Source organism: Streptomyces cinnamoneus, assembly GCF_014650495.1.
GTDB classification, from domain to species: domain Bacteria; phylum Actinomycetota; class Actinomycetes; order Streptomycetales; family Streptomycetaceae; genus Streptomyces; species Streptomyces cinnamoneus.
The window spans coordinates 42,846-68,890 of sequence record NZ_BMVB01000025.1; the positions used below are offsets into that span (position 1 = coordinate 42,846).

The window sequence follows — 26,045 nt, forward strand, 5'->3', positions numbered from 1 at the left end:
CGCGTGCGTCGCTCACGACAAGTCCTCCTCGCTCGCCCGGGTCACCCACTGGGCGAACCGCTCGCCGTCCGTGCGGTGCTGCTGGTAGCGGCGCAGCACCCGCTCCACGTAGTCGGGCAGCGCAGCCGACGTGACCTTCAGGCCGCGCACCTTGCGGCCGAATCCGGCCTCCAGCCCCAGCGCGCCGCCCAAGTGCACCTGGAAGCCCTCCACCTGACGACCCGTCGCCTCGTCCGTGACCAGCTGGCCCTTGAGGCCGATGTCCGCGACCTGGATGCGGGCGCAGGCGTTGGGGCAGCCGTTGACGTTGATGGTCAGCGGCTCGTCGAAGTCCGGGAGGCGGCGCTCCAGTTCGTCGATGAGCGAGGCGCCGCGCGCCTTGGTCTCCACGATCGCGAGCTTGCAGAACTCGATGCCCGTGCAGGCCATCGTGCCGCGCCGGAAGGGCGAGGGGCCGACCCGCAGGTCCAGCGCCTCCAGGCCCGCCACCAGGGAGGTGACCTGCTCCTCCGGCACGTCGAGCACGATCATCTTCTGCTCGGCGGTGGTCCGCAGCCGGCCCGAGCCGTGCTCCTCGGCCAGTGCGGCGATCTTGGTGAGGGTGGCGCCGTCGACGCGGCCGACGCGCGGGGCGAAGCCCACGTAGAAGCGGCCGTCCTTCTGCCGGTGCACGCCGACGTGGTCGCGCCAGCGCCCGGCGGGCTGCGCGGGGGCGGGCCCGTCGGCGAGCGGGCGGCCGAGATACTCCTCCTCCAGCACCTGCCGGAACTTCGCGGCGCCCCAGTCGGCGACGAGGAACTTCAGCCGGGCGCGGTTGCGCAGCCGCCGGTAGCCGTAGTCGCGGAAGATGCCGATGACGCCGCCGTAGACGTCCGCGACGTCCGCGAGCGGCACCCAGGCGCCCAGCCGGACGCCGAGCCTGGGGTTGGTGGACAGCCCGCCGCCCACCCACAGGTCGAAGCCCGGCCCGTGCTCGGGGTGGTGCACGCCGACGAAGGCGACGTCGTTGATCTCGTGCGCCACGTCCAGCAGCGGGGAGCCGGAGACGGCCGACTTGAACTTGCGGGGCAGGTTGGAGAAGTCCGGGTTGCCGACGAAGCGGCGCTGGATCTCCTCGATGGCCGGGGTGCCGTCGAGGATCTCGTCCTCGGCGATCCCGGCGACCGGCGAGCCGAGGATGACCCGGGGCGTGTCACCGCACGCCTCGGTGGTGGACAGGCCCACGGCCTCCAGCCGCCGCCAGATCTCGGGCACGTCCTCGATCCGGATCCAGTGGTACTGGACGTTCTGCCGGTCGGTGAGGTCGGCGGTGCCGCGCGCGAACTCCTCGGACACCTCACCGATGACGCGCAGTTGCCCGGTGGTCAGCCGGCCGCCGTCGATGCGCACCCGCAGCATGAAGAACTCGTCGTCCAGTTCCTCCGGCGCCAGGACCGCGGTCTTCCCGCCGTCGATGCCCGGCCTGCGCTGGGTGTACAGGCCCCACCAGCGCATGCGGCCGCGCAGATCGGCGGGGTCGATCGAGTGGAAGCCGGCCTTGGAGTAGACCGTCTCAATACGTGTCCGCACATTGAGACCGTCGTCGTCCCTCTTGACCTGCTCATTGGCGTTGAGGGGGGTGAAGTGGCCGACGGCCCACTGGCCCTCGCCACGATGGCGGCCGGTCTTGCGCCGGGGTGGCGCGGCAGGGGAGGGGGGAGCGGAGTCAGCCATGGGGAAATGTCCTTAAAGTCCGCATGCGTCGGTAATGGAGGGGCGCGGAGGCATGGGAATCGGGTGCGGCAAGCGCGCTCGTCGGCAACGGCGGCGACGAGCGGGGACGGCGGTGGTGCTGTGACTGTCAGCCCGCCGGACAGATGGCGCTGGACATGCGGCAGAGATCGACGTGACGCCGACTCACCAAGAGGATTCCAGCACGGGACATGGGGGAAGCGTGGCACGGCGCTCTTCGGCCAGTCCACTGTTGTCCGTATGGCAAGACGAGCCGTCCCAACGCATGGGACGGCTCGTGGGGGCCGCGGGCCGGCCGGCGGCCCGCGCGCCGGGGTTCACACCGGGCTCACGCAGGGTGGGCGCCGGGCCAGGGGCCGGGCGGCGGGGTGTCCGGCTCCTCCTCGGTACGGGTGTCGAACAGCCGGAAGCCGCGCCGCTCGTAGTTGGCCATCGCGTGCGGCCCGTCCTTGCTGCAGGTGTGCAGCCACACCCGCTTCGTCGGCTCCAGTCCCGGCCACCGTCCGGCCAGGTCCCAGGCCCGCGCGGTCCCGTACGTCAGCAGGTGCCCGCCGATGCGGCGCCCCCGGAACTGCGGGACGAGCCCGAAGTACACGATCTCCACGGCCCCCTCGGGCTGCGCCTCCAGTTCGACGTACCCGGCCGGCGTCCCGTGCTCGTACGCCACCCACGTCTCGACGCCCGGCCGCTCCAGGTGCGCCCGCCACCGCTCGTACGGCCAGGGCAGCCGGTCGGTCCAGGTCACGTCCCCGCCCACGGCCGTGTAGAGGAAGCGGCTGAACTCGGGCGAGGGCACCTCGGCCCGTTCGATCCGGATCCCGGACGAGGCGTCCGGAATGCGGGCGGGCACGAGGTCGGCCGGCGAAGTCTGTTCCAGCGACCAGGTCGTCACGGTCGTCGTCGCGCTGTTGTTCATGGCCGGAAGCCAATCACGGCACCCCGCCCCGCCCGACGGGCAGGCCCCGCCGTGCGGCCAGCACCGCCGGTGCCGTCGAGCCGGGCAGCAGGTCCGCCGGGTGCGGCGGGATGCGCAGCAGCACCTCCAGGCCGTCCGCGAAACGGTACGGGCGGTGGCCGAGCACTCCGGCCAGCGTGCGCCGGATCCGCGACAGCTCCGCGCGCACCGTCACCGTCCGCGTGGGGTCGCCGAACAGATCCGCCGCCAGCTCCGCGGCCGTGCGCCCCGCCGGGTGCCGGGCCAGGACGTACAGCAGCTCCGCGTGGCGCGGACTGAGCTCGTGCGACCACTCGCCGGCCGCCCCCGAGACCGTCACCGTCCAGCCGCGGGGCCGGCGCAGGTCCAGCACCAGCCGGCCCGGCGCGTCCCGGGGCCGGCCCTCCTCGATGCGTACCAGCCAGCCGTCCGGCAGCGGCTCCAGCGTGCACGGCCCCAGCGACGGCAGCCAGGCCGGGCCGGGCCGCACGTCGCGCGGCAGCACCACCCGGCTCACCGGGGCCATCCCCGTCACCGCCGCCGTCCAGCCGTCCCGGTCCACGGCCAGGGCCCGCCCGGGCAGCCGCGCCAGCATCGGCGCCGCAACCGCCCGCAACCGGTCCACGGACTCCCAGTGCCGGGCGCGCAGCTCCGCCTCCGCCACCTTGGCGACGGCGGTCACCAGCGCCAGCGTCGCCGGATTGAACGCGGGCGCGGGCCCGCTCACGTTCAGCACCCCCAGCAGCCGCCCGTCGCGCGGGTCGTGCAACGGCGCCGCCGCACACGTCCAGGCGTGGTGCGAGCGCACGAAGTGCTCCGCGGAGTGCACCTGCACCGGCCGCCGTTCCACCAGCGCGAGCCCGATGCCGTTGGTGCCCACCAGCTCCTCCGTCCAGGAGGCCCCCACCTCGAAGCCCAGCCGGTCGGCGCTCCGGCGCACCCCATGGCTGCCCTCCCGCCACAGCACCCGCCCGTCCGCGTCCGTCACGGCGATCAGGTGCCGCACGGCGTCGGCCGCGTCCCGCAGGCCCCCGCGCAGCTGCGGCAGCAGCTCGGCCAGCGGCGAGGAGTGGCGCCGGTGCTCCACCTCCTCGGGCGAGATCAGCGGCACCGGCCGGCCCTGCTCCGGGTCCACGCCGTGCCGCCGCACCCGGTGCCAGGACTCCCCGATCACCGTCCGCGGCCGCACCGGGGGCGTCGAGCCGGCGAGGGCCGCCTCCCGGATGGCGGGAAGCAGCCCCGCGTCGATTGGTATGCGCTCCACGCAGCAATGGTGCCCGTCGGGGGCGGCCGCGCGCCGGGGCATCGGCGATATTGCAACGCCTTGCAACCATTGCGAACGCACCCCCGCCGGGCGGAAGGTGACGGTGAGCGGCCGGAGGGTGGTGCCGAGTCGGCGCAGCACCACCCTCCGCGGCCTCCCACCAGCGCCTCCCGTGCCCCCGGCCGCCGGGGCCGCGGGATGAAGCGACCCGCCCGCGGCCGATACGGTTAGGGCGTGCAGGCAGCAAAAGAACATTCGGGCCGGCAGGTCGGCCGCCTTCACAGGGCAAGGGCTCTGTACCGAAATGTCTCCAAACGCAGGATGGCGTGGCTGCTCCTGAAGGACACCGTCAACTCCTGCATGGAGTACCGCGTCACAGGACTCGCCGCGGAAGCCGCCTTCTTCACCCTGCTGTCCTTGCCGCCCCTGCTGCTCGGTCTCCTCGGTCTGCTCCGCTACCTGGACGACTGGGCCGACATGGACACCATCGGCAGCATCCAGCAGAACATCCTCAGCGCCTCCGCGGCCGTCCTGTCGGACCGGGGCACCCAGGAGATCGCCCAGCCGCTGGTGCGCGAGGTCATCAAGCTCGGCCGCCCCGACGTCATCTCGGTCGGCTTCGCCCTCGCTCTGTGGTCCGGCTCCCGCGCCGTCAACGTCTTCGTCGACACCATCACGATCATGTACGGGCTGGAGGGCAAGCGCGGCATCGTCAAGACCCGTCTGCTGGCCTTCCTCCTCTACGTCGCCGCCCTCGTCGTCGGCGCCGTGGCCCTGCCGCTGATGGTGGCCGGCCCCGAGGCGGTGGTCGACGTCGTGCCCTGGAGCGCGGACCTCGTGCGCTTCCTGTACTGGCCCGTCGTCATCATCCTGTCCATCGCCTTCCTCACCACGCTCTACCACGTGTCCGTGCCGGTGCGTTCGCCGTGGGAGGAGGACATCCCCGGAGCGCTCGTCGCCCTCGCGATGTGGGTGCTCGGCAGCTTCCTGCTGCGCCTGTACCTGACGCACACGGTCGAGGGCGTCACCATCTACGGCTCGCTCGCCGCGCCCGTCGCCGTCCTGCTGTGGATCGGCGTCTCGGCCTTCGCGGTGCTGGTCGGCGCCGCGGTCAACGCGGCCCTGGACCGCGTGTGGCCGTCCGTCGCCACCGCCGCGGCCCGGGCCGAGGTCGACCGCCAGCGGGAGGCCGCCGCCGCCCAGGCGGCCGCCGAACGCGCCGCCATGGCCCTGGTGCACGAGCTGGAGGACGACCCCTTCGACGAACCCGACGACGGCAGCGTCGGGCAGGACCGCGAGCCCCCCTCGGAGTTCCCCGAGCGCTGGGCCCAGTTCCTCCCCCACGACGACGTCCGCTCCCGCATCCAGAAGCCCGAGCACCAGCCGAAGCACGCCAAGCACCGCAGGGAATGACGGCCGGGGAAAAACCCTTCGCGCCACCGCGCCCCCGGCCCCTACGATCACCAGGCAAGAACGAAGAGCTCCTCAGGAGGTGAGTACGTGATGACTGTCACGGCGACGGGATCCACCCGCACTCAGCAGATCCATCCCACCTCCCTCCTGAAGGACCACCACCTTGTCCGAGCTCAGTGCTGCGCACCCCCTCTCCGCCTACGGCTGGGACGCGGGCTTCGCTGACAGCTTCGCCCCCTACGCCGCCCAGGGGCTCCTCCCCGGGCGGATCGTCCGCGTCGACCGCGGCCGCTGCGACCTCGTCGTCCCCGACGGCGACGGCATACGGTCCGTGCTGGCCGACGCCTCCCTCGTCACCACCGGCGACCCGCTCGCCATCATGTGCACCGGCGACTGGGCCGCCGTCGACCCCGCACCCACCGGGGCGTACGTACGGGCCCTGCTGCCCCGCCGCACCGCCTTCGTGCGCTCCACGTCCTCCAAGCGGTCCGAGGGGCAGATCCTCGCGGCCAACGTCGACCACGCCGTCGTCGCCGTCTCGCTGGCCGTGGAGCTCGACCTCGGCCGCATCGAGCGGTTCCTCACGCTGGCCTGGGAGAGCGGCGCCGAGCCGCTCGTCGTGCTCACCAAGGCCGACCTCGTCCCCGGCCCCGACGTCCTGGGCCACCTGATCGCCGACACCGGGGCGGCCGCCCCGGGCGTACAGGTGCTGGCCGTCAGCGCGGAGACCGGCGAGGGCGTCGACGTCCTCGCCGCCGTCCTGGCCGGCGGGACCTCCGTCCTGCTCGGCCAGTCGGGCGCGGGGAAGTCCACGCTTGCCAATGCCCTGGCCGGCGAGCAGGTCCAGGACGTCAACGCCACCCGCGACCGCGACGGCAAGGGCCGGCACACCACCACCACGCGCAACCTGCTGCCGCTGCCCGGTGGCGGAGTCCTCATCGACACCCCGGGGCTGCGCGGGGTGGGGCTGTGGGACGCCGAGAGCGGCGTGGCCCGGGCGTTCTCCGAGATCGACTCGCTGGCGGCGGACTGCCGCTTCCACGACTGCGGCCACGCATCGGAGCCGGGCTGCGCGGTCCTCGCCGCGGTCGACGCCGGAGAGCTGCCGCAGCGCCGTCTGGACAGCTACCGCAAGCTGCTCCGGGAGAACGCGCACATCGCGGCCCGCACCGACGCCCGCCTGCGGGCGGCGATGCGCCGTGAGTGGAAGCTGATGCAGACCGCCGGCCGGCACATCGCGGCCCGCAAGAAGGACGGCCTGTACTGACCGTCCGCGCCGACGGCACCGCCGCGCCGGCCGGGCTCCACGAGCTCGTCCGGCACGGCGGCCGCCGGCGCCCGGCCCCCCGAGGGCCCTGTCCGATTCCCGCCAGTCACGCGCCCGCGGGTACCGCAGACTGGAGGACATGACGGACCTTGCGCGACAGCTCGACGACCCCCGTTACGAGGCGGTGAGCAGCCGGGACGCACGCTTCGACGGAGAGTTCTACTTCGCCGTGAAGACCACCGGCATCTACTGCCGGCCGAGCTGCCCCGCCCTGACCCCCAAGCGCGCCAACGTGCGCTTCTACCCCTCGGCGGCCGCCGCCCAGGGCGCCGGCTTCCGGGCCTGCCGCCGCTGCCGGCCCGACGCGGCCCCCGGCTCGGCCGAGTGGAACGTACGGGCGGACCTGGCCGGCCGCGCGATGCGGCTGATCGGCGACGGCGTCGTCGACCGCGAAGGCGTCGCGGGCCTCGCCACCCGCCTCGGCTACAGCGCCCGCCAGGTGCACCGCCGGCTCACCGAGGAACTGGGCGCGGGCCCCGTCGCCCTCGCCCGGGCCCAGCGCGCCCACACGGCACGGGTGCTGCTGCAGACCACCGACCTTCCCGTCACCGAGATCGCCTTCGCGGCGGGCTTCGCGAGCGTGCGCCAGTTCAACGACACCATCCGCGAGGTCTACGCCCGCACCCCCAGCGAGCTGCGGGCCCGCCCCGCCCACCGCCGCCCGGGCACGCCCGGCGGCATCCCCCTGCGGCTCGCCCACCGCGGCCCGTTCGCCGCACCCGAGATCTTCGACTTCCTGCAGCGCCGGACCGTCGACGGCGTCGAGGAGATGCTCGGCACGCCCGGCTCCCGCCGCTACCGCCGCACCCTGCGGCTCCCCTACGGCACGGGCGTCGCCGAGGTCCACGAGCCCGGCCGCACCCACCGCGGCGACTGGCTCGACTGCCGGCTCCACCTCACCGACCCCCGTGACCTGTCGACGGCCGTACAGCGCGTCCGCCGCCTCTTCGACCTCGACGCCGACCCGTACGCCGTCGCCGAGCGGCTGGGCGCCGATGCCCGGCTGCGGCCGCTGGTCGCGGCCCGGCCCGGGCTGCGCTCCCCCGGGGCGGTGGACGGCGACGAGCTCGCCGTACGGGCCGTGCTCGGCCAGCAGGTGTCGGTGGCCGCCGCCGCACGGCTGGCGGGCACACTGGTGGCCGCCTACGGAAAGCCCCTGCCCGCACCCGACGGCACGCTGACCCATCTCTTCCCCGACCCCGGCACGCTGGCCGACGCCGCCCTCACCGAACTGGGCATGCCCGACAGCCGCCGCACCGCCCTGCGCACCGTCGCCGCCGCCCTGGCCGACGGCCAGGTGCGCCTCGACGCGGGCGCCGACCGCGAGCACGCCGAGCACGCCCTGCTCGCCCTGCGCGGCATCGGCCCGTGGACGGCCGGCTACATCCGCATGCGCGCGCTCGGCGACCCCGACGTCTTCCTGCCGGGCGACGCCGGCGTGCGCCACGGCCTCGCGGCCCTGGGCGCCGACGCCGCAGACGCCGAGTCCTGGCGGCCCTGGCGCTCGTACGCCCTGCACCACCTGTGGAACGCCCCCGGCCACGCGCCGGACACCCCGAAGGACATCTGACATGCTCTACACCGAGACCGCCAGCCCCCTCGGCCGGCTGCTCCTCACCGGCCTCCCCTCGGCGGACGCGCCCGGCGGCACGGCCATCGCCTCGCTGTCCGTGCCCGGCCAGCGGAACGCCCCGGCCGTGCAGCCAAACTGGCGGCGCGAGCCCACCGCGTTCGCCGAGGCCGAACGGCAGCTCGCCGCCTACTTCGCGGGGGAGCGGGCGGACTTCTCCCTCGTCTACGCGGTCCAGGGCACCGAGTTCCGCCGCAAGGTCTGGGACGCCCTGGACGCCGTCCCCTACGGCACCACCACCAGCTACGGCGCGCTGGCCGCCCGCATCGGCGCCCCGCGGGCGGCCGTGCGCGCGGTGGGCGGCGCGATCGGCGCCAACCCGCTGCTCGTGCTGCGGCCCTGCCACCGCGTGATCGGCGCGGACGGCTCCCTCACCGGCTACGCGGGCGGCCTGGAGCGCAAGCGGCTGCTGCTCGCCCTGGAGAACGTCCCGCTGTGAACCGCGCTCCGCGTCCCGCCCCGCATCCCGCACCCTGCGGCACGGGGCGGCGCGTCAGCGCCGGGTGGTCCAGCCGCGCTCGGCGGCGTGCCAGCCCAGTTGCAGCCGGGTGGTCACCCCGGCGATCTCCATCAGCCGTTTGACGCGGCGCTGCACGGTCCGCAGGCCCAGCCCGAGCTGCTTGGCGACGCTCGCGTCCGTCAGCCCCGCCAGCAGCAGGGCCAGCACCTCCAGGTCGGTGGCGTCGGGCCCGTCCACGGCAGCGGGGAAGGGGCCGGGTGGACGTCCCTCGTGCCAGACGTCCTCGAACAGGTCGACCAGGCGGTCCAGCAGCCGGCCGGAGTGGACGACGAGGGCGGCGCTCCCGTCGCCGGAGGCCAGGGGCAGCAACGCCACCCTGCGGTCGGCCATGACCAGTTCGGCGGGTATCCGCTCGACCACCCGTATCAGCCCGCCGCCGTCCGGCCGGCCCCCGGCGGCCGGCCCGTGCCGGCCGAGGCGCTCGACGACGGTGCGGTGGGGCACCGCGCCCCCCTTGGCCGGGGCGGCGGCCCCCGGCCCGCGCGTCAACACCCCGGGCCCGCCCGTCAACATGGCGCACACTTCTTCCGCCGCGCTCAGTCGCAGCCGCAACAGCCGCCGGGTGATCGCTTCGGCACCCGTCACCACCTCCACCGGACTCTCCCCGGCGGGCCGCTCCACCCGTCTTTCCCCGTGTGCCGTCTGCCGGATGGCCTCCACACCCATGGAACCCAGCACGCGCGACTCCCCTCCCCGTCCCCGCAACCGCGTTGCGCCTGCGGACATCATCCCTGGGGTGGTGTTCGCCGTGCACTCTTCCCGTATGCCCCGCAGTGTGGACAATAAGGGCATGAGTCAGCAGGGGGACCAGTACGCCGAACAAGAGGACGCCTGGTGGCGCGAGTTGTACGGCAGGAGTGAACCCGACGCGGGAGCCGCCGTCGGCGGCGACAGCCTGGACGAGAGGTTCTCCTCCGCCTCGGCGGTCGTCGGACCGGAGCCGCGGCCGAGGCCGGAGCCGAGGCGGCCGAGAGCCGCCGAGCCGCCCGCACGGCCCGACCCGTGCGTGCTGCCCGGCCCGCCGACCGCCTCTCCGTCGGGCCTCTCGCCCGCACTCTCGCGCGGGGTGCCGCGGCAGACCAAGCGCTGGGTCGCGCCCGCGGGCGGATCTTCCCTGCCCGTTCCCGCCGAGCCCGACGGGGCACAGCCCCCGGCCCCGCCGCCCGGCGCCGCCCCCGAACTGCGCCCGCCCGTCGGGCCGGAGCGCAGGCCCGAGAGCCCGCCGCCCCCCGACCCGCGCACCCGCGTCGGCCCGCCCGCGCCGCCCGACGTGCGCGAGGCCCGGGAGGCACCCGGATCCCCGGCCGGCACCGGCCTGGCGGGCCGGCCTGGCGGGCCGGGCACCGCGGCGGCCCGGCCCGGCGGTGACATCGAGGAGGTCCGCGACGTCACGGACGTCACCGACTTCACGGACCTCGCGGACTTCACCGGACTCGCGGAGCTCACCGACGTCTCCGAGGCGACCGGCCCCCTGGCCGCCGGCGAGATGTCCGAGGTGCCCCCGACGGGATCCGCGCACGGCCCCTCGCCCGTGCGGAGGAACGGGACGCTGCGCGCCGCCGACTTCGTCGGCCGGCGGCCGCCCACCTACGAGGCCGAGCCGACCGCCTGGCCGCCCGCGGACCCCGGCGGGCTGGAGGACCTCGTGCCCGACACCGTGCTGGACGGCGCCCGCTACGGCGCGATGGTCCTGCGGGCCGTCTCGCTGCGCGGCGACTCCGCCCGCTACCGCGGCGAACCCCGCCGGGACGCCCTGCTCACCGCCCGCTTCGGCACCGGCGAGGACGCCCTGCTGCTGGTCGCCCTCGCCAGCGGCGTCCGCGCCGCGGACAGTTCCCACCGCGCGGCCCGCGAGGTCTGCGCGTGGATCGGCGGCGCCGTGGGGCGCAGCCACGCCCGGCTGGCCGAGGACATCCACGCCGGCCGCCGTGACGAGCTGAAGTCCGGACTGCACCGGCTCACCGACCGCACCTACGGGCGGCTGCGCGCCCGCGCGGCCGAACTGGGCCTGCCCCCCGCCGAGTACACGGCGGGGCTGCGCTGCCTGCTGCTGCCCGCCGACGTCCGCTGCCGCACCCGCGTCTTCTTCGGCGTCGGCGCGGGCGGGCTCTTCCGGCTGCGCCAGGGCACCTGGCAGGACCTGGACCCCGAGCCGCACGAGCCCGACCCCACGGGGGAGCCCGTGGTGGGCTACGGCGCCGGCGACCGCATCACCGTCGACCTCGGCATCCCCACCCCGGGGACCACGCCCGTCATCGACCCGGCCGAGGTGCCCAGCGAGCCCTTCCGTTTCCGGGCGTCGATCGCACGCCCCGGCGACGCCCTGCTGCTGTGCACGGCGGGCCTCGCCGACCCGGTGCGCGGCGAGCCGGAGCTGGGTGTCCGGCTCGCGGAGCGGTGGTCCCGGGAGGAGCCGCCGGGGCTGGCGGAGTACCTCGCCGACGTCCAGCTGCGGGTGAAGGGGTACGCGGACGACCGCAGCGCCTGCACCGTCTGGGAGGTCTGACCGGCCGCCCGGGCGGCCGGCCGGGCCGGCCCGCGGTCAGTACCCGGTGGCGCCGTCGATGCGCTCGCGCAGCAGGTCGGCGTGGCCGTTGTGTCGCGCGTACTCGGCTATGAGCTTGACCAGGACCACCCGCAGGGAGATCGGCTCCCCGGTGGCGAAGACCCGGCCGGTGGCGTCCAGCGAGGCGGTGGCGGCGACGATCTCGCGCGCCCGCTCGCACTCCGCCCGCCAGACGGCGAGGGCCTCGGCGGGGTCGCCGTCCAGCTGCCCGAAGTCCTGGTCGGGATCGTCGTCGGTGTAGTACAGCTCCGGCACGTCCTCGCCCGCGAACTGCAGGCGGAACCACCAGCGTTCCACCGCGGCGAGGTGCCGGACCAGCCCGTGCAGGCTCAGCCCGGAGGGCGCAACCCCCTTGTCGGAGAGGCGCTCCTGCGGAACGCCGGCGCATTTGAGGGCGAACGTCTCGCGGTGCCAGTCGAGATAGGCCGTCAGGACCTCGCGCTCGCCGCCGGTGGTGGGCAGGGCGGGACGGGGGTCGTCGGCCCAGGCCGGGGCGTAGTTCTCTGCAGGGATCTCGGTCATGCGGTGAGTCTTGCAGGGGGCACTGACAATCGGTCGCCGCGGCCGGGGGCCTGACAGCTTTTCGGGAAGCGCACAAGAGGTGCGCCCATGCCGGTCATATAACCATGTTGATACGTCAACAGGCGTCGAAGCGCCGGGCAGGGGGCATGCATGTGCCGTGAGCGTGTTCGATGCCGGGGCGCCGGGGAGGGGTCGGGGCGGCGAGGGATGAAACGGCGGACTGCACACTGGGCGGGCGCGGAGCGGCGCGAGGGCAGGGGAGGGTCCGCGGAGAGCACGATGCAGGAGGGGGCGGGGGAAGCCGATTCCCCGGCCGCGGGCCGGTCCTGGGAGAGACGGCTCCGGCGCGGGGAGCTGACGGCCGTCGCGGACGTGCGCTCGGGCCTGCGCGCGCTGCTCGGGTCGTGGGGCGCTCCCGGGCGGGCCGACACCGCCGTGCTCCTGGCGAGCGAGCTGGTCACCAACGCCCTGGTGCACACCGACGGCGGGGCCGTGGTCACGGCCCGGCTCACCGGCGGCGCCGCCGCACCCGTCAAGGAGCGGCTGCGCGTGGAGGTGCGGGACTTCCTCTCCCGGCCGCCCACGCTGCGCCCGCCTCCCGTCGCGGCCGACCGGGGCGACGGCGCGGCGCCCGCCGGCCGTCCGGAGACGGCCGCCACGTCCGGGCGCGGCCTGTTGCTCGTCCACGCCCTGGCCGACTGCTGGGGCGTGCGCGCCCACGGTGTCGGCAAGGCCGTGTGGTTCGAGCTGGATGCGCAGGAGCCCTGAACCGGTCGCGTACGACGGGTTCAGGGCTCCGTGAACGTCAGCCGAACTGACGCTCGATCTGGGCGAGTTTGGCCTCCAGCGAGTCGAGCCGCGGGATGGCCTGGGTGTCGTCCTCGGCGGTGAGGTCGATGGGGTCCGGCTTGCCCACCGCCTGCAGCGGGCGGGAGCGTACCGGAAGCTGCCCCTGCTCGACTATGGAGGGCTCCGGCCCCGCTTGCGAGCCGATCTGGGCGGGCTGCTGGACCGCCGGCACGGCCGGTCCGGTCACCTCGACCTGCCGGCCGCCGCGGTTGCGGCCCCAGACGCGGTGCTGCCGGTTGTACGCCTTGATCCGGGCCCGTTCCAGCTTGCCCGCCTCCCGGCGGCGCAGCCGGTGCTGCGCCTGCTGGCGCTTGTCCTCGCGGACCTCCTCGACGGCCTCGTCCAGGCTGCGCACGCCCTCCAGGAGCATGAGCGACCAGGCGCCGAAGGTCTCGCGCGGTGCACGCAGCCATCGCACTATCCGGATCTGCGGCAGTGGGCGGGGCACCAGCCCCTGCTCGCGCAGGGCGGCCCGGCGCGTCTGCTTGAGCGCCCGGTCGAAGAGCACCGCCGCCGACAGCGACATGCCGGCGAAGAACTGCGGGGCCCCCGCGTGGTCCATCCCCCGGGGCGCGTGCACCCAGTTGAACCAGGCCGCGGCGCCCGCGAACGTCCACACCAGCAGCCGGGAGCCGAGCGCGGCGTCGCCGTGGCTCGCCTCGCGCACCGCCAGCACCGAGCAGAACATCGCGGCCCCGTCGAGGCCGAAGGGCACCAGGTACTCCCAGCCGTCCGTCAGCCCCAGGTTCTGCTGGCCGAAGCCGACCAGGCCGTGGAAGGACAGGGCCGCGGCGACCGCGGCGCAGCAGAAGAGAAGTACGTAGGAGGCGCTGCCGTAGATGGCTTCCTTGCGGCGTCTGCGCTCCTCGTTGCGCTCCCAGGAGTCCGTGCCGGCCGCCGTGTCCTCCGAGCCGGATCGCCGGCCGCGCGCGTACACCGTCACCGCCACCACTGCCCCGATGAGTGCCACGGCACTGGGGAGCACCCAATTCAGCGGTATGTCGGTCACTCTCATCTTGCGTCCCTTGCGTGCAGTACGGATTCGCGCGCCATCCTGACGGAGTCGGACCGGACGCCAAGGGGTTTCGCAGCAACTTTCCGCGAATGGACGGCAGGGATATACGGAGAGCTACGCTTCCTTTCGAACGTCCCCCAGGGCGAAGCGAGTTGAGTTCTATTCAATTCACTCGATCGAGTGGCTTAGGTATTTTGCTCGGCTGACAGCCGGGTGAAGCGCCCGGCGCCGCTGGTGCGGGGGCGGGTGATGCGGTGTCCGCGGCCGCACGGGGACGGCCACGTCGTGATCGTTAGAAGGTAAGGCTTGCCTTATCCGTGCTGCCCGGGGTTTGAACTGTCGGATTGGCCGCCTATGGTTCCGAATGGACACCAGGAGGACCCCATGGAGCAGGGCAGACCCCACGGCACGGCACCCGGGCCGGGCGTCGCGCTGCCCGCGCAGGCCACGCCGTCCGCGCGGGGCGAGCACACCCACGACGAGAGCCAGCACCTGCGCAGGACGCCGCAGCGCTACTCCGTGCGCGGCCAGGTGCTCGACGCGCTGCGCAGGGCGCTGGTGAGCGGCGAGCTCGTACCGGGCGAGGTCTACTCGGGCCCGGCGCTCGGCGAGCGGTTCGGGGTCTCGGCCACGCCGGTGCGGGAGGCCATGCAGCAGCTGGCCCTCGAAGGCGCGGTCGAGGTCGTCCCCAACCGCGGCTTCCGCGTCACCAGCCGGACCCCGCGCGACCTGACCGAGCTCGCCGAGGTCCGTGCCCTCCTGGAGGTGCCCGCCCTGCTGCGGCTGGCCCGGACCGTCCCGGCGGCGCGCTGGGGCGAGCTGCGCCCGCTGGCCGAACGGGCCGCCGTGGCGGCCGCCGGGGGCGACCGGGCCGCCTACGCGGAGCTGGACCGCGCGTTCCACCGGGCGGTCTTCGAGCTCTCCGGCAACCGCCAGCTGATGCTCGTCGTGGACGACCTCCACCGGCGGGCGCAGTGGGCCGCGCCGCCCGCCGGGTGCCTCCTGGCCGACGCGGCCGAGCACCTGACGCTGCTGGACGCCCTGGCGGCGCAGGACCTGCCGGCGGTCGAGGCGGTGGCCACCCGGCACTGCGCGGGACCGGCCTAGGCGCCGGTCAGGCCCCGGCGGCCTGCCCCAGGGCGCCCAGCCCGAGCCGCTCCGCCAGCCAGCCCGGTACGCCGCCCAGCAGACGGACCAGGCGGGCCGCCTCCGCGCGCAGGCGCACGGCCTCCGCCTCCTCGCCCACCACCGCGGCGAGCGACGCCAGGGCCGGCGCGATGCCGACCAGATAACCCAGCTCCTCCCGGATGCGCAGCGACTCCGCGAAGCCGTGCCGGGCCTCGGCGAGCTTGCCGTCGTGCTCGGCCATCGCCGCCACGTGGCGCCAGGTGAAGGAGAGCAGCAGCCGGTGCCCGTGCGCGGCGGCGCCGGCGTGGGCGCGCTGGAAGGCGGCGGTGGCGTCGGAGGGGTTGTCGGAGAGGTGCTGGGCGATCAGGCCCCGCCGGAAGTCCAGCAGGGGCCGCGTCGGCGAGCGCGGGGTGAGCAGGGCGGCCGCGCGCCCCAGGGCGGCCCGCGCCTCGTCGGCCCGGTCCCGTACGCCCAAAAGAGTGGACGCGTACGCGAGGTGACCCCGTTCGCAGGCGGCCGCGCCGCGCTCCTCGTCGTCCGTGGCCAGCGCCTCCGCCGCCCGCAGCGAGTCCTCGGCCGCGCCCCAGCCCTCGCCGGTGAACATGCAGCGTTCGACCAGCACCGCCGTCCGGTGCAGGGCCGGGCCCGGCTCTGCCGCGGCGCGCGGGGCGAGCAGCGCGGCGGCGTCGTCCCAGCAGGCCCGGGAACGCAGCCGCCACACGTCCCGGTCGAGCGGATCGCCCCCGTGCGGGCCCTGTCCGCTCTCCTGTGGTCCTGATGGCTCCGGCAACCCTGCATTCCGCATGGCGGTGTCCGCCACAGTGCCCTCCCCAAGCGCGCCGTCGAGCTGGAAGCCTGCTCCGATCACAGCACGAGGACACGGGCGCGGCCAAGGGTCAGGTGTGAACCAATTCACAAACGCGGGGCCCATGGCCCGGGGCGAACCGTCCGTGTGTGAAAGGGGTGGCCGCAGTGCGGCCTGTGACTCCTGCTGGTGGGCGCAGCGTACCGAAGAGCGCACCGCTCCACGGGCGGTGATCCGTTCGTCCGGTGAGCGGACCACCACCCGGGCCGGCCCCTCAACTCATGCGCAGGGCAAGGAAGAAGTCCAGCTTGTCCTCCAGACGGGACAGGTCGCGCCCGGTCAGCTGCTCGATGCGCCCCACCCGGTACCGCAGGGTGTTCACGTGCAGGTGCAGCCGCGTCGCACAGCGGGTCCAGGAGCCGTCGCAGTCCAGGAACGCCTCCAGCGTCGGGATCAGCTCGGCGCGGTGGCGGCGGTCGTAGTCGCGCAGCGGGTCCAGCAGCCGGGCGGTGAAGGCCCGCCGGACGTCGTCGGGGACGAACGGCAGCAGCAGGACGTGCGAGGCCAGCTCCTGGTGGCCGGCCGCACAGACGCGGCCCGGACGGGCGGCGGCCACGCGGCGGGCGTGCCGGGCCTCCTCCAGGGCGCCGCGCAGGCCCTCCGCCGAGTGGACGGCGGCGCTGACGCCGAACGTCAGGCGCCCGTCGTCGGCGAGGCCCCGGGCCAGGGGGTCGCGGACGGCCGCCAGGAGCGCGTCGGCGTGCAGGCCGGGCGCGGCCGGGGCCTCCGCCTCCGCGGGCACGGCCGGCAGCGGCACGAGCGCCACCGCCTCGTCGCCCGTATGGGCGACGGCGATCCGGTCGGAGGGCTCGGGGCCGGCCGCGTCCGGGTCGACCAGCACCTCCTCCAGCAGCGCCTGCGCCACCGGCCCGCCGGGGATGTCGCCGCCCTCCCACTCCACGCGGGCCACGACGACCTGCCAGTGCGGGGCGGCGCCCAGGCCGGGCAGCAGCACCGGCGCGGCCACCCGCAGCCGGGCCGCGATCTCGGCGGGCGCGGCACCCGCCTGGACCAGCTCCAGGACCTCCTGGGCGAGGCGGCGCCGCACCGTGCGGGCCGCGTCGCGGCGGTCGCGCTCCACGGCGATCAGCTGGGTGACGCCGTGCAGCAGGTCGAGCCGCTCCTCCGGCCAGTCCCCGGCGTCCGCCTCGACGGCCAGCAGCCAGTCCGACAGCACCGTCTCGCGCACGTCCCGCGCGGACGCGGCGCGGCCGCTGCTGCGGACGGGGAAGAGGGAGTACGTGCTGCCGGCGGCCGCCACCCGGTGCGGGCCGCGGCGGCCCGAGCGCGAGGCGGCCAGGTGCTCGCCCGCGAGGGCGGCGCCGACCGTGGCGGGCAGCCCCGGGCCCGCGTCGGCCAGCGAGGACCCGGCGATCTGCCGGCCGGCGGGGGACAGCACCCAGGCGCGCAGGTCGAGGTCGGAGCCGAGCAGGTCGAGGACGACCTCGGGGCCGCCGCCCGCCGGGCCGCCCGTCATCAGCCGGCGGTGCCGGTCCACGACGGCCGCCAGGTCGCCGGCCCGCTCGCTGGAGACCTGCCGCACGACGTGCTCGGTGATGGAGGCGAAGGAGACCTTCTCGTTCACCGAGAACAGTGGCATCCGGTGCCGGGCGCACGCCTCGATCAGGTCGTCGGGCGTCGAGGCGATCTCCGCCTCGCCCGCCGCCAGCCCGGCCACGCCCGCCGCCGTGAGGATGCGGACGAACCGCTCGGAATCCTCCGGCTCCCGCCGCCAGGCCAGGCCGGTGAGCACCAGCTCGCCACCGGAGAGGTAGCGGCTGGGGTCGCGCAGGTCGGTGGTCATCACGCCGCGCACGGTGCGGTCCAGCTCGTCCTCGCCACCGAGCAGCCGCAGGCCCAGCGCATCGGTCTCCAGCAGTGCGCGCAGCCGCATCGTCGTCGCCGCCGATCTGTCTTCTTGTAACCAGTGGAATGCCGTGAGGTTCCGGAACCCCGTCTTTCGTTCGAATCTACAAGACAGGGGCCCTGGCCAGCCAACCGCTTCATGTTTTCGGTGACTGCGCCGCCGCGTCCGGGCGTCGCTGTACTGGGCCCACGCCGCCCGGAACGGCGTCGGAACCGCCCTGACGACCCCGCCGCAGCCCCCCTGAGAAGAGACCTTCCATGGACTTCCTGCGCCCCGCCAGCTGGGCGGAGGCTCTGGCCGCCAAGGCCGAGCACCCCTCGGCCGTGCCCCTCGCGGGCGGCACGGACGTGATGGTCGAGATCAACTTCGACCACCGCCGGCCGGAGTACCTGCTCGACCTCCAGCGCATCGGCGAACTCCACACCTGGGACGCGGACGGGCCCGACGTCCGGCTCGGCGCCGCCGTTCCCTACACCCGCATCATCGACCACCTGGCGGACGAGCTGCCCGGCCTCGCCCTCGCCGCCCGCACCGTCGGCTCCCCGCAGATCCGCAACCGCGGCAGCGTCGGCGGCAACCTCGGCGCCGCCTCCCCGGCCGGCGACAGCCACCCGGCCCTGCTGGCCGCGGGCGCCGAGGTCGAGGCGGAATCGGTGCGCGGCACGCGCCTCATACCGGTGGAGGAGTTCTACACCGGCGTCAAGCGCAACGCCCTCGCACCCGACGAACTGATCCGGGCCGTCCGCATCCGCAAGGCCACCGGCCCGCAGCAGTTCTCCAAGGTCGGCACCCGCAACGCCATGGTCATCGCCGTGTGCGCCTTCGGCATCGCCCTGCATCCCGGCAGCCGCACGGTGCGCACCGGCATCGGCTCCGCCGCCCCCACGCCCGTACGCGCCCGCGCCGCCGAGGAGTTCCTCGCCGCCGCACTGGACGACGGCCGCCTCTGGGACACCCGCGGCCCCCTCGGCCCCGCCGTCGCGGGGGAGTTCGCCGAGCTGGCGTCCGGAGCCTGCAACCCCATCGACGACGTGCGCGGCAGCGCCGCCTACCGCAGGAGGGCGGTCGGCGTCATGGCCCGCCGCACGCTCGGCTGGGTCTGGGGCGCCTACCGCGGGAACGAAGGGAGGGGAGCGGCGTGCGCGTGACCTTCACCGTCAACGGCCGCGTCCACGAGGCCGACGACGTCTGGGAGGGCGAGAGCCTGCTCTACGTGCTGCGCGAGCGGCTCGGCCTGCCCGGCTCCAAGAACGCCTGCGAGCAGGGCGAATGCGGCTCCTGCACGGTCCGCCTCGACGACGTGCCGGTCTGCGCCTGCCTGGTGGCCGCGGGCCAGGCCGAGGGCCGCGAGGTGGTCACCGTCGAGGGGCTCGCCGAGCGCTCCGGTGCCCCCGGGGGCCGGCTCTCGCCCGTGCAGCAGGCGTTCGTCGACGCCGGAGCCGTCCAGTGCGGCTTCTGCACCCCCGGCCTGCTCGTGGCCACCGACGAACTGCTGGAGCGCCACCCCGACCCCTCCGACGCCGACATCCGCGAAGCCCTCTCGGGCAACCTGTGCCGGTGCACCGGTTACGAGAAGATCCTCGACGCCGTGCGCCTCGCCGCGGCCCGGGGCGGGGAGACGGCCCGTGACGGAGAGGCGGCCCGCCCGTGAGCGACGTGACGCGCACCCCCACCGGCCTCACCCAGCACAGCGGCACCCAGGGCGGCATCGGCGCATCCACCCTCCGCCCCGACGGCACCCTCAAGGTGACCGGTGAGTTCGCCTACGCCTCCGACCTGTGGCACGAGGACATGCTCTGGGGCTTCACCCTGCGCAGCCCCCACGCCCACGCCCGCATCCGCTCCGTCGACGTCTCCGCGGCCCTCGCCACGGGGGGCGTGCACGCCGTCATGACCCACGACGACCTGCCCGCCGCGACCCGCTACGGGCTGGAGATCCAGGACACCCCCGTCCTCGCCGACGGCGTCGTGCGCCACCACGGCGAGCCGGTGGCCCTCGTCGCCGCCGACCACCCCGAGACCGCCCGCCGCGCCGCCGCGAAGATCGTGGTCGACTACGAGCAGCTGCCCGTCGTGACCGACGAGAGGACGGCCACGGCAGACGGCGCCCCCGTGCTCCACCCGGACCGGACCGATCCCCACGCGGCCCACGTCCCGCACCCCAACGTCGTCCACCGGCAGCCCGTCGTCCGCGGCGACGTCGCCGCCGCCCGGGCCCGCGCGGACGTGATCGTCACCGGCGAGTACGAAGTGGGCATGCAGGACCAGGCGTTCCTCGGCCCCGAGTCCGGCCTCGCCGTCCCCGCCGAGGACGGCGGCGTCGACCTCTACATCGCCACCCAGTGGCTCCACGCCGACCTGCGCCAGATCGCCCCCGTCCTCGGCCTGCCCGAGGACAAGGTGCGCATGACGCTCTCCGGCGTGGGCGGCGCCTTCGGCGGCCGCGAGGACCTGTCGATGCAGGCCCACGCCTGCCTGCTCGCCCTGCGCACCCGCCGCCCCGTGAAGATCGTCTACAACCGCTTCGAGTCCTTCTTCGGCCACGTCCACCGCCACCCCGCGAAGCTCCGCTACGAGCACGGGGCGACCCGCGACGGAAAGCTGCTCTTCATGGCGTGCCGCATCGTCCTCGACGGCGGCGCCTACGCCTCCTCCTCGCCCGCCGTCGTCGGCAACGCCGCCTCGCTCTCCGCCGGCCCGTACGTCGTCGACAACGTCGACGTCGAGGCCCTCGCCCTCTACACCAACAACCCTCCCTGCGGCGCGATGCGCGGCTTCGGAGCGGTGCAGGCGTGCTTCGCCTACGAGGCGCAGATGGACAAGCTGGCGGCCGCGCTGGGCCTGCACCCGGTGGAGTTCCGCCGCCGCAACGCCATGGCGCAGGGCTCGGTCATGCCCACGGGGCAGGTCGTCGACTCGCCCGCGCCGGTCGCCGAACTCCTGCGCCGCGTCCAGGCGCTGCCTCTGCCGCCGCAGCGCCAGTGGGAGAGCGCCGGCGGCGCCACGGACGTCCGCGCCCTGCCGGGCGGCCTGTCGAACACCACGCACGGCGAGGGCGTGGTCCGGGGCGTCGGCTACGCCGTCGGCATCAAGAACGTCGGCTTCTCGGAGGGCTTCGACGACTACTCCACCGCCCGCATCCGGCTGGAGGCCGTCGCCGGCGAGCCCGTCGCCACCGTGCACACCGCCATGGCCGAGGTGGGCCAGGGCGGCGTCACGGTGCACGCCCAGATCGCCCGCACCGAACTGGGAGTCGCCCGGGTGACCATCGCGCCCGCCGACACCCGCGTGGGCTCCGCCGGCTCCACCTCGGCCTCCCGCCAGACGTACGTCACCGGCGGCGCGGTCAAGCACGCCTGCGAGGCGGTGCGCGAGCGCGTCCTGGAACTGGGCCGCGCCCGGTTCGGCACGTACCACCCGGCCTGGGCGTCGGCCGAACTCCTGCTGGAGGACGGCAAGGTGGTCACCGACGGCGGCGAGGTCCTCGCCGCCCTCGCGGACGTCCTCGGGGAGGAGAGCATCGAGGTCGAGCGGGAGTGGCGGCACCGGCCCACCGAGCCCTTCGACCTGCGCACGGGACAGGGTTCCGGTCACGTCCAGTACTCCTTCGCCGCCCACCGGGCGGTCGTCGAGGTCGACACCGAACTCGGCCTGGTCAAGGTCGTCGAACTGGCCTGCGCCCAGGACGTCGGCAAGGCCCTCAACCCGCTGTCGGTCACCGGACAGATCCAGGGCGGCACCCTCCAGGGCCTGGGGCTCGCCGTCATGGAGGAGATCGTCGTCGACCCGGTGACGGCGAGGGTCCGCAACCCCTCGTTCACCGACTACCTGATCCCCACCATCCTCGACACCCCCACGCTCCCCGTCGACGTCCTCGAACTCGCCGACGGCCACGCCCCCTACGGCCTGCGCGGGGTCGGCGAGGCCCCCACCCTCTCCTCGACGCCCGCCGTCGTGGCGGCCGTCCGCCAGGCCACGGGCCTCGCCCTGCAGCGCGTCCCCCTCCGGCCGGAGCACCTGACCGGGACCTGAGCGGGGCGCGTCCCAGGACGCGACGCGTCCCCGCCCGCCGTCACCGCACGCGCGCCCCCACCGGTGGCGGTGCGGCGGCACCACCCTTCGTCTCGGGCCGTCCCCCGGGTCGTGCAGCCCCCACCCGCGACGTCTGGAGCAGGCACCATGACCCATGCATCAGCGCGGCCCACGACCGCGGCGCAGGACGCGGGCGCGGGCCCGCGGCGGCCCGCCGGCCCCTCCCGGCTCGACCGGTACTTCCTCATCACCGAGCGGGGGTCGACCCTGGCACGCGAAGTGCGCGGCGGCCTCACCACCTTCATGGCGATGAGCTACATCCTGCTGCTCAACCCACTGATCCTCTCCGGCCCCGACGTCGCGCGGCACACCCTCGACCGGCAGGGGCTCATCACCGCCACCGCCTTCGCCGCGGCGGCCTGCACCCTGCTCATGGGCCTGATCGGCCGCGTCCCGCTCGCCCTTGCGGCCGGGCTCGGCGTCTCCGGAGTGCTCTCCACCCAGGTCGCGCCCCACATGACCTGGCCGCAGGCGATGGGCATGTGCGTGGTGTACGGCGTCGTCATCATGCTGCTGGTCCTCACCGGACTGCGCGAACGCGTCATGAACGCCATCCCGCTGGCGCTCAAGCACGCCATCACCATGGGCATCGGGATGTTCATCGCCCTCATCGGCCTGGTCAAGGCCGGCTTCGTGCACGCCGCGCGGTCCGGCGGGCCCCTCACGCTGGGCCCGGCCGGCGAACTGGCGGGCTGGCCCGTGCTGCTGTTCTGCGTCACCCTGCTGCTGATCTTCATGTTGCAGGCGCGGGAGGTGCCCGGCGCGATCCTCATCGGCATCGTGGCGGGCACGGCCCTGGCCGTCCTCGTCAACGCCGTCGGCGACCTCGGCCCCCGCACCTGGCAGAACGGCCCCCCGGCCCTGAAGGGCAGCGCCGTCTCCCTGCCCGACTTCTCCCTCTTCGGGCAGGTGGAGTTCGGCGGCTGGGGCGCGGTGGGCGGCGCCACCGTCTCCATGATCGTCTTCACTCTGGTGCTGGCCGGCTTCTTCGACGCCATGGCCACGATCATCGGCGTGGGCACCGAGGCGGGCCTCGCCGACGACAAGGGCCGGATGCCGGGACTGAGCCGGGCGCTGCTCGTCGACGGCGCGGGCGGGGCGATCGGCGGGGTGGCCGGGGCGTCCGGTCAGACGGTCTTCGTCGAGTCCGCCACGGGCGTGGGCGAGGGTGCCCGCACCGGCCTGTCCTCCGTCGTCACCGGACTGCTCTTCACGGCCTGTCTGTTCTTCACGCCGCTGACCCGCATCGTCCCCGGAGAGATCGCCGCGGCCGCCCTCGTGGTCATCGGCGCCATGATGACCAGCCACGCCCGGCACATCGACTGGACCGACCGCGCCGTGGCCGTCCCCGTCTTCCTGACGGTGGTGCTGATGCCGTTCACGTACTCCATCACGGCCGGCGTCGGCGGCGGCGTCATCGCCTACACGGCCATCAAGGCGGCCCAGGGCAGGGGGCGCGAGCCCGGCGCCTTCATGTGGGTCCTGAGCGTCGTCTTCGCGGGCTACTTCGCCCTGCATCCGATCGAGCACTGGCTGGGCGTCAAGTAGGAGGCGGACGTGCTGGACATCGCCGGGGAACTGCACCTCTGGTGCACACAGGGGCGCGACGTCGCGGTGGCCACGGTGGTGGCCGTCCGCGGCAGCGCGCCCCGGCAGCCGGGCGCGGCCCTGGCCGTCGACGCGGCCGGCACGGCGCTCGGCTCGGTCTCGGGCGGCTGCGTGGAGGGCGCGGTCCACGAACTGTGCCGTGCGGCGCTGGCGAGCGGCGAGCCGGTGCTGGAACGGTTCGGCTACTCCGACGCCGACGCGTTCGCGGTCGGGCTGACGTGCGGCGGGGAGATCGACGTCCTGGTGACGCCGGTGTGCCCGGTGGCCGCCGCGGCCCTGTCCGCGGCGGCGTCCGGCGAGACGGTGGCGCTGGCCCGCGTGGTGACGGGCCCGCCCGGAACCCCGGGACGCGCCCTGCTCGTGCGCCCGGACGGTACGGGCGAGGGCACCCTGGGCGGCCCGCCCGCGCTGGACGACGCGGCGCGGGACGCGGCCCGCACCTTGCTGGACGCCGGCCGTACGGCCTGCGTCGACCTCCCCGCCCACGCGGTGGGCCTGCTGGTCGAATGCAGCGTGCCGCCGCCGCGGATGCTCGTCTTCGGCGCGATCGACTTCGCGGCCGCGCTGGTACGCGCCGGCTCGTTCCTCGGCTACCACGTGACCGTGTGCGACGCGCGCCCCGTCTTCGCCACAAAGGCCCGCTTCCCGGAGGCCGACGAGGTCGTCGTGGACTGGCCGCACCGCTACCTCGACTCCCAGGTCCTGGACGCCCGCACCGTCCTGTGCGTGCTGACCCACGACGCCAAGTTCGACGTGCCGCTGCTGCAACGGGCCCTGGCCCTGCCCGTCGCGTACGTCGGCGCGATGGGTTCGCGCCGCACGCACGAGGCCCGGCTGCGGCTGCTGCGCGACGCCGGTGTCGGGGAGGGGGAGCTGGCCCGCCTCCGTTCCCCGATCGGCCTCGACCTCGGCGCCCGTACGCCCGAGGAGACGGCCCTGTCGATCGCCGCCGAGATCGTGGCGGTGCGCCGCGGGGGAACGGGGGTGCCGCTGACGGGCGGGGACATACCGATCCACCACGACGAGGCGGCCGGCCCCCAAGGAGCCCCCGCCGGGTGCCCCCCGTCCCCCGGTCCCCTGCCTGGCCTGAATGCCTCCCTCCTCCCGCCTGCCGGCGCAGGGTGGGTGGAACCGGTGCGTCCGCCGGTTCAGCACCCGGCGGTGACGGGCCGATAGAGAACGAGAGACGGGCACGAGGAGGACGAGGGCATGGCGATGGTGAACGAGTGGCAGCTGGCGGCCAACATCGGGGCCGGCCTCGGCTTCGGCGCGATCATCGGGCTGGAGCGCCAGTGGCGGGCCCGGATGGCGGGGCTGCGCACCAACGCCCTGGTGGCCGCCGGCTCCGCCCTCTTCGTCCTGCTGTCGACCTACGGCTTCGCCGACGCCACCAGCTCGGCGGGGTACGACGGTTCACGGGTCGCCGCGCAGATCGTCTCCGGCATCGGTTTCCTCGGCGCGGGCGTCATCATGCGCGACGGACTGAGCGTGCGCGGCCTGAACACCGCCGCCACCCTGTGGTGCTCGGCCGCCGTCGGCGCCCTGGCCGGCACCGGCCTGTACGTGATCGCCGCCCTGGGCACGGTGGGCGTGGTCGGCGCCAACACCCTGCTCCGGCCCCTGGCCCGGGGCCTGGACCGGGGCCCGCACGGCGGCGCGGAGGTGACCACCGACTACTACTTCGAGGTGGTGTGCACCGAGCCCGCGGAGGCCCACGTGCGCACCCTCGTCGTCCAGGCCGTCACCCGCCCCGGCTTCCGGCTGCGTTCGGTGGACAGCCGCGACGCGGAGACGGCGGGCAAGGTGATCGTTTCGGCCGAACTCAGCACGGAACGCCGGGACGACAGCCTCCTGGAGGAGGCCGTCAGCCGCCTCTCGCTGGAGCCCGCCGTCTCCGCCGTCAGCTGGACGGCCCTCCACGGCCCGGACGACGACGACAACGAGACCCCGGACGAGGACTACCGCGCCGCCCGCAGGGCCCGGCGGCGGGTGCGGAACCTGTTCACCGGGCGGTGAGGGCGGCCGCCTGACGGTGCCGTGACGCACGGGGCGTGAGGGTGTCGTGACGGAGCGTCGCTCCAGTAAATCTTCACACGATGCGGGTAACCGGCGGTATCCACCTGCGCCGATCCTCGATATGCCGGTATTGCCCCAAGCGTTTGGTGGGCGTGTGTCCGTTTATGTTCTGCGAGGACGGCGGGCCTCCTGGATCTGTTACTCGATCCTGTGAAGAAGTTGTGATGATCCAGTAAAGGAAGCGGAAAGCGCATCGCCGTCGGCGGCAACACGGTTGGCCCAGCCACCTGTTCGCGTGCTTACATCTGCGCACCGCAGCGGTTCTCCGAACGGCGGTCGATTTCGACCGGGCCGCTGCGGGAGTGGTCGGACCGTTTTGTCGCGGCCTGCCCCACGTCCTTTGAAAAAATCCAGACGAATGAAGGGTGCGCAAAATAATGCGTAACGACATCGAGACCCGTGAGATCGCCGACGCCGAGCTGGACGCCGTTTCCGGCGGTGTCAGCATCTCCGGTGGTCTCCTCGGCGCCGTGACCGGCGACGTCCACACCGTGCTGGGCACCGTGACCTCCCTGCAGACGGTCCAGGCCGTCCGTCCCACCGTCGGCCAGGTCGAGGGCATCGTCGGCGTCCACGCCGGTGTCGCCGGCCTCTGAGTCGAAGCGGTTGTCCATGCGCCCCGGAACGCCCCCCGTTCC

The 26,045-nt window shown here is 74.6% G+C and carries 23 protein-coding genes; 14 read left to right on the top strand and 9 right to left on the bottom strand.

What is annotated here, in order from left to right; all coding sequences use genetic code 11:
* Positions 1 to 12 precede the first annotated feature (12 nt).
* The 4 genes from IE182_RS26645 to IE182_RS26655 all read right to left on the bottom strand — a co-directional run bounded on the left by IE182_RS26645 (position 13) and on the right by IE182_RS26655 (position 3,929).
* Positions 13 to 1,713, bottom strand: a complete 1,701-nt coding sequence (locus IE182_RS26645) for a nitrite/sulfite reductase (RefSeq protein WP_190112495.1) — start codon at positions 1,711 to 1,713, stop codon at positions 13 to 15.
* A gap of 127 nt (positions 1,714 to 1,840) precedes the next feature.
* Positions 1,841 to 1,924 (bottom strand): putative leader peptide, encoded by an 84-nt coding sequence (locus IE182_RS32875; RefSeq protein WP_340563645.1) that lies wholly within the window; start codon positions 1,922 to 1,924, stop codon positions 1,841 to 1,843.
* A gap of 135 nt (positions 1,925 to 2,059) precedes the next feature.
* Entirely contained in the window at positions 2,060 to 2,647 is a 588-nt protein-coding gene (locus IE182_RS26650) for a GNAT family N-acetyltransferase (RefSeq protein WP_190112496.1), read from the bottom strand.
* Between the two features lie 13 nt (positions 2,648 to 2,660).
* Positions 2,661 to 3,929 carry a helix-turn-helix domain-containing protein gene (locus tag IE182_RS26655; protein WP_229845130.1) on the bottom strand — a complete coding sequence of 423 codons (1,269 nt, stop codon included), beginning with the start codon at positions 3,927 to 3,929 and terminating at the stop codon, positions 2,661 to 2,663.
* A gap of 234 nt (positions 3,930 to 4,163) precedes the next feature.
* Between IE182_RS26655 and IE182_RS26660 the strand changes: the two genes are divergently transcribed.
* From IE182_RS26660 to IE182_RS26675, 4 genes are all read left to right on the top strand, one after another.
* A complete protein-coding gene (locus IE182_RS26660; protein WP_190112498.1) occupies positions 4,164 to 5,342 on the top strand; it encodes a YihY/virulence factor BrkB family protein in 1,179 nt (392 codons plus the stop codon).
* 163 nt (positions 5,343 to 5,505) lie between these two features.
* On the top strand, positions 5,506 to 6,609 hold the full coding sequence (gene rsgA / locus IE182_RS26665; protein ID WP_190112499.1) for a ribosome small subunit-dependent GTPase A: 1,104 nt from the start codon (positions 5,506 to 5,508) through the stop codon (positions 6,607 to 6,609).
* A gap of 139 nt (positions 6,610 to 6,748) precedes the next feature.
* Entirely contained in the window at positions 6,749 to 8,239 is a 1,491-nt protein-coding gene (locus IE182_RS26670; RefSeq protein WP_190112500.1) for a DNA-3-methyladenine glycosylase 2 family protein, read from the top strand.
* Position 8,240: 1 nt separating this feature from the next.
* The gene (locus tag IE182_RS26675; protein WP_190112501.1) at positions 8,241 to 8,738 is read left to right on the top strand and encodes a methylated-DNA--[protein]-cysteine S-methyltransferase; all 498 of its coding nucleotides are present in this window, start codon (positions 8,241 to 8,243) and stop codon (positions 8,736 to 8,738) included.
* 54 nt (positions 8,739 to 8,792) lie between these two features.
* Here the strand turns inward: IE182_RS26675 and IE182_RS26680 are convergent, their stop codons facing one another.
* A complete protein-coding gene (locus IE182_RS26680; RefSeq protein WP_190112502.1) occupies positions 8,793 to 9,497 on the bottom strand; it encodes a helix-turn-helix transcriptional regulator in 705 nt (234 codons plus the stop codon).
* Between the two features lie 112 nt (positions 9,498 to 9,609).
* Between IE182_RS26680 and IE182_RS26685 the strand changes: the two genes are divergently transcribed.
* A complete protein-coding gene (locus IE182_RS26685; protein ID WP_190112503.1) occupies positions 9,610 to 11,325 on the top strand; it encodes a protein phosphatase 2C domain-containing protein in 1,716 nt (571 codons plus the stop codon).
* Positions 11,326 to 11,361: 36 nt separating this feature from the next.
* Here IE182_RS26685 and IE182_RS26690 read toward each other — a convergent pair whose 3' ends face one another.
* Positions 11,362 to 11,907 (bottom strand): DinB family protein, encoded by a 546-nt coding sequence (locus IE182_RS26690; RefSeq protein WP_190112504.1) that lies wholly within the window; start codon positions 11,905 to 11,907, stop codon positions 11,362 to 11,364.
* 207 nt (positions 11,908 to 12,114) lie between these two features.
* On the opposite strand from IE182_RS26690, the gene IE182_RS26695 reads away from it, so the two are divergent.
* Positions 12,115 to 12,675 carry an ATP-binding protein gene (locus tag IE182_RS26695; RefSeq protein WP_373303621.1) on the top strand — a complete coding sequence of 187 codons (561 nt, stop codon included), beginning with the start codon at positions 12,115 to 12,117 and terminating at the stop codon, positions 12,673 to 12,675.
* 37 nt (positions 12,676 to 12,712) lie between these two features.
* Here IE182_RS26695 and IE182_RS26700 read toward each other — a convergent pair whose 3' ends face one another.
* Positions 12,713 to 13,771, bottom strand: a complete 1,059-nt coding sequence (locus tag IE182_RS26700) for a DUF2637 domain-containing protein (RefSeq protein ID WP_190112505.1) — start codon at positions 13,769 to 13,771, stop codon at positions 12,713 to 12,715.
* Between the two features lie 384 nt (positions 13,772 to 14,155).
* Between IE182_RS26700 and IE182_RS26705 the strand changes: the two genes are divergently transcribed.
* Positions 14,156 to 14,878: a GntR family transcriptional regulator gene (locus IE182_RS26705; protein ID WP_229845131.1), complete on the top strand. Its 723-nt coding sequence runs from the start codon at positions 14,156 to 14,158 to the stop codon at positions 14,876 to 14,878.
* Positions 14,879 to 14,885: 7 nt separating this feature from the next.
* Here IE182_RS26705 and IE182_RS26710 read toward each other — a convergent pair whose 3' ends face one another.
* Both IE182_RS26710 and IE182_RS26715 read right to left on the bottom strand, forming a co-directional pair.
* A complete protein-coding gene (locus tag IE182_RS26710; protein ID WP_229845135.1) occupies positions 14,886 to 15,704 on the bottom strand; it encodes a hypothetical protein in 819 nt (272 codons plus the stop codon).
* A gap of 274 nt (positions 15,705 to 15,978) precedes the next feature.
* A complete protein-coding gene (locus IE182_RS26715) occupies positions 15,979 to 17,658 on the bottom strand; it encodes a PucR family transcriptional regulator (protein WP_190112507.1) in 1,680 nt (559 codons plus the stop codon).
* Positions 17,659 to 17,888: 230 nt separating this feature from the next.
* On the opposite strand from IE182_RS26715, the gene IE182_RS26720 reads away from it, so the two are divergent.
* The 7 genes from IE182_RS26720 to IE182_RS26750 all read left to right on the top strand — a co-directional run bounded on the left by IE182_RS26720 (position 17,889) and on the right by IE182_RS26750 (position 26,003).
* Positions 17,889 to 18,779, top strand: a complete 891-nt coding sequence (locus IE182_RS26720) for an FAD binding domain-containing protein (RefSeq protein WP_190112508.1) — start codon at positions 17,889 to 17,891, stop codon at positions 18,777 to 18,779.
* On the top strand, positions 18,770 to 19,282 hold the full coding sequence (locus tag IE182_RS26725; RefSeq protein ID WP_190112509.1) for a (2Fe-2S)-binding protein: 513 nt from the start codon (positions 18,770 to 18,772) through the stop codon (positions 19,280 to 19,282). The genes IE182_RS26720 and IE182_RS26725 overlap by 10 nt, the downstream gene beginning before the upstream one ends.
* Complete coding sequence (gene pucD, locus IE182_RS26730) at positions 19,279 to 21,663, top strand: xanthine dehydrogenase subunit D (RefSeq protein WP_190112510.1); 2,385 nt, start codon at positions 19,279 to 19,281, stop codon at positions 21,661 to 21,663. The genes IE182_RS26725 and pucD overlap by 4 nt, the downstream gene beginning before the upstream one ends.
* Positions 21,664 to 21,810: 147 nt before the next feature.
* The gene (locus IE182_RS26735) at positions 21,811 to 23,271 is read left to right on the top strand and encodes an NCS2 family permease (protein WP_190112511.1); all 1,461 of its coding nucleotides are present in this window, start codon (positions 21,811 to 21,813) and stop codon (positions 23,269 to 23,271) included.
* Positions 23,272 to 23,280: 9 nt separating this feature from the next.
* Complete coding sequence (locus IE182_RS26740; protein ID WP_190112512.1) at positions 23,281 to 24,507, top strand: XdhC family protein; 1,227 nt, start codon at positions 23,281 to 23,283, stop codon at positions 24,505 to 24,507.
* Positions 24,508 to 24,540: 33 nt separating this feature from the next.
* Positions 24,541 to 25,347, top strand: coding sequence for an MgtC/SapB family protein (locus IE182_RS26745; protein ID WP_229845132.1), 807 nt, complete (start codon positions 24,541 to 24,543; stop codon positions 25,345 to 25,347).
* Between the two features lie 437 nt (positions 25,348 to 25,784).
* Positions 25,785 to 26,003, top strand: coding sequence for a hypothetical protein (locus tag IE182_RS26750; RefSeq protein WP_190112513.1), 219 nt, complete (start codon positions 25,785 to 25,787; stop codon positions 26,001 to 26,003).
* Positions 26,004 to 26,045: the final 42 nt, after the last annotated feature.

Bases quoted from the DNA above. Each gene is read 5' to 3' on its own strand.
- IE182_RS26645 (WP_190112495.1), bottom strand. From the start codon at position 1,713: ATGGCTGACTCCGCTCCCCCCTCCCCTGCCGCGCCACCCCGGCGCAAG.
- IE182_RS32875 (WP_340563645.1), bottom strand. From the start codon at position 1,924: ATGTCCCGTGCTGGAATCCTCTTGGTGAGTCGGCGTCACGTCGATCTC.
- IE182_RS26650 (WP_190112496.1), bottom strand. From the start codon at position 2,647: ATGAACAACAGCGCGACGACGACCGTGACGACCTGGTCGCTGGAACAG.
- IE182_RS26670 (WP_190112500.1), top strand. From the start codon at position 6,749: ATGACGGACCTTGCGCGACAGCTCGACGACCCCCGTTACGAGGCGGTG.
- IE182_RS26675 (WP_190112501.1), top strand. From the start codon at position 8,241: ATGCTCTACACCGAGACCGCCAGCCCCCTCGGCCGGCTGCTCCTCACC.
- IE182_RS26685 (WP_190112503.1), top strand. From the start codon at position 9,610: ATGAGTCAGCAGGGGGACCAGTACGCCGAACAAGAGGACGCCTGGTGG.
- IE182_RS26690 (WP_190112504.1), bottom strand. From the start codon at position 11,907: ATGACCGAGATCCCTGCAGAGAACTACGCCCCGGCCTGGGCCGACGAC.
- IE182_RS26695 (WP_373303621.1), top strand. From the start codon at position 12,115: ATGAAACGGCGGACTGCACACTGGGCGGGCGCGGAGCGGCGCGAGGGC.
- IE182_RS26700 (WP_190112505.1), bottom strand. From the start codon at position 13,771: ATGAGAGTGACCGACATACCGCTGAATTGGGTGCTCCCCAGTGCCGTG.
- IE182_RS26705 (WP_229845131.1), top strand. From the start codon at position 14,156: ATGGAGCAGGGCAGACCCCACGGCACGGCACCCGGGCCGGGCGTCGCG.
- IE182_RS26710 (WP_229845135.1), bottom strand. From the start codon at position 15,704: ATGCGGAATGCAGGGTTGCCGGAGCCATCAGGACCACAGGAGAGCGGA.
- IE182_RS26715 (WP_190112507.1), bottom strand. From the start codon at position 17,658: ATGCGGCTGCGCGCACTGCTGGAGACCGATGCGCTGGGCCTGCGGCTG.
- IE182_RS26720 (WP_190112508.1), top strand. From the start codon at position 17,889: ATGGACTTCCTGCGCCCCGCCAGCTGGGCGGAGGCTCTGGCCGCCAAG.
- IE182_RS26735 (WP_190112511.1), top strand. From the start codon at position 21,811: ATGACCCATGCATCAGCGCGGCCCACGACCGCGGCGCAGGACGCGGGC.
- IE182_RS26745 (WP_229845132.1), top strand. From the start codon at position 24,541: ATGGCGATGGTGAACGAGTGGCAGCTGGCGGCCAACATCGGGGCCGGC.
- IE182_RS26750 (WP_190112513.1), top strand. From the start codon at position 25,785: ATGCGTAACGACATCGAGACCCGTGAGATCGCCGACGCCGAGCTGGAC.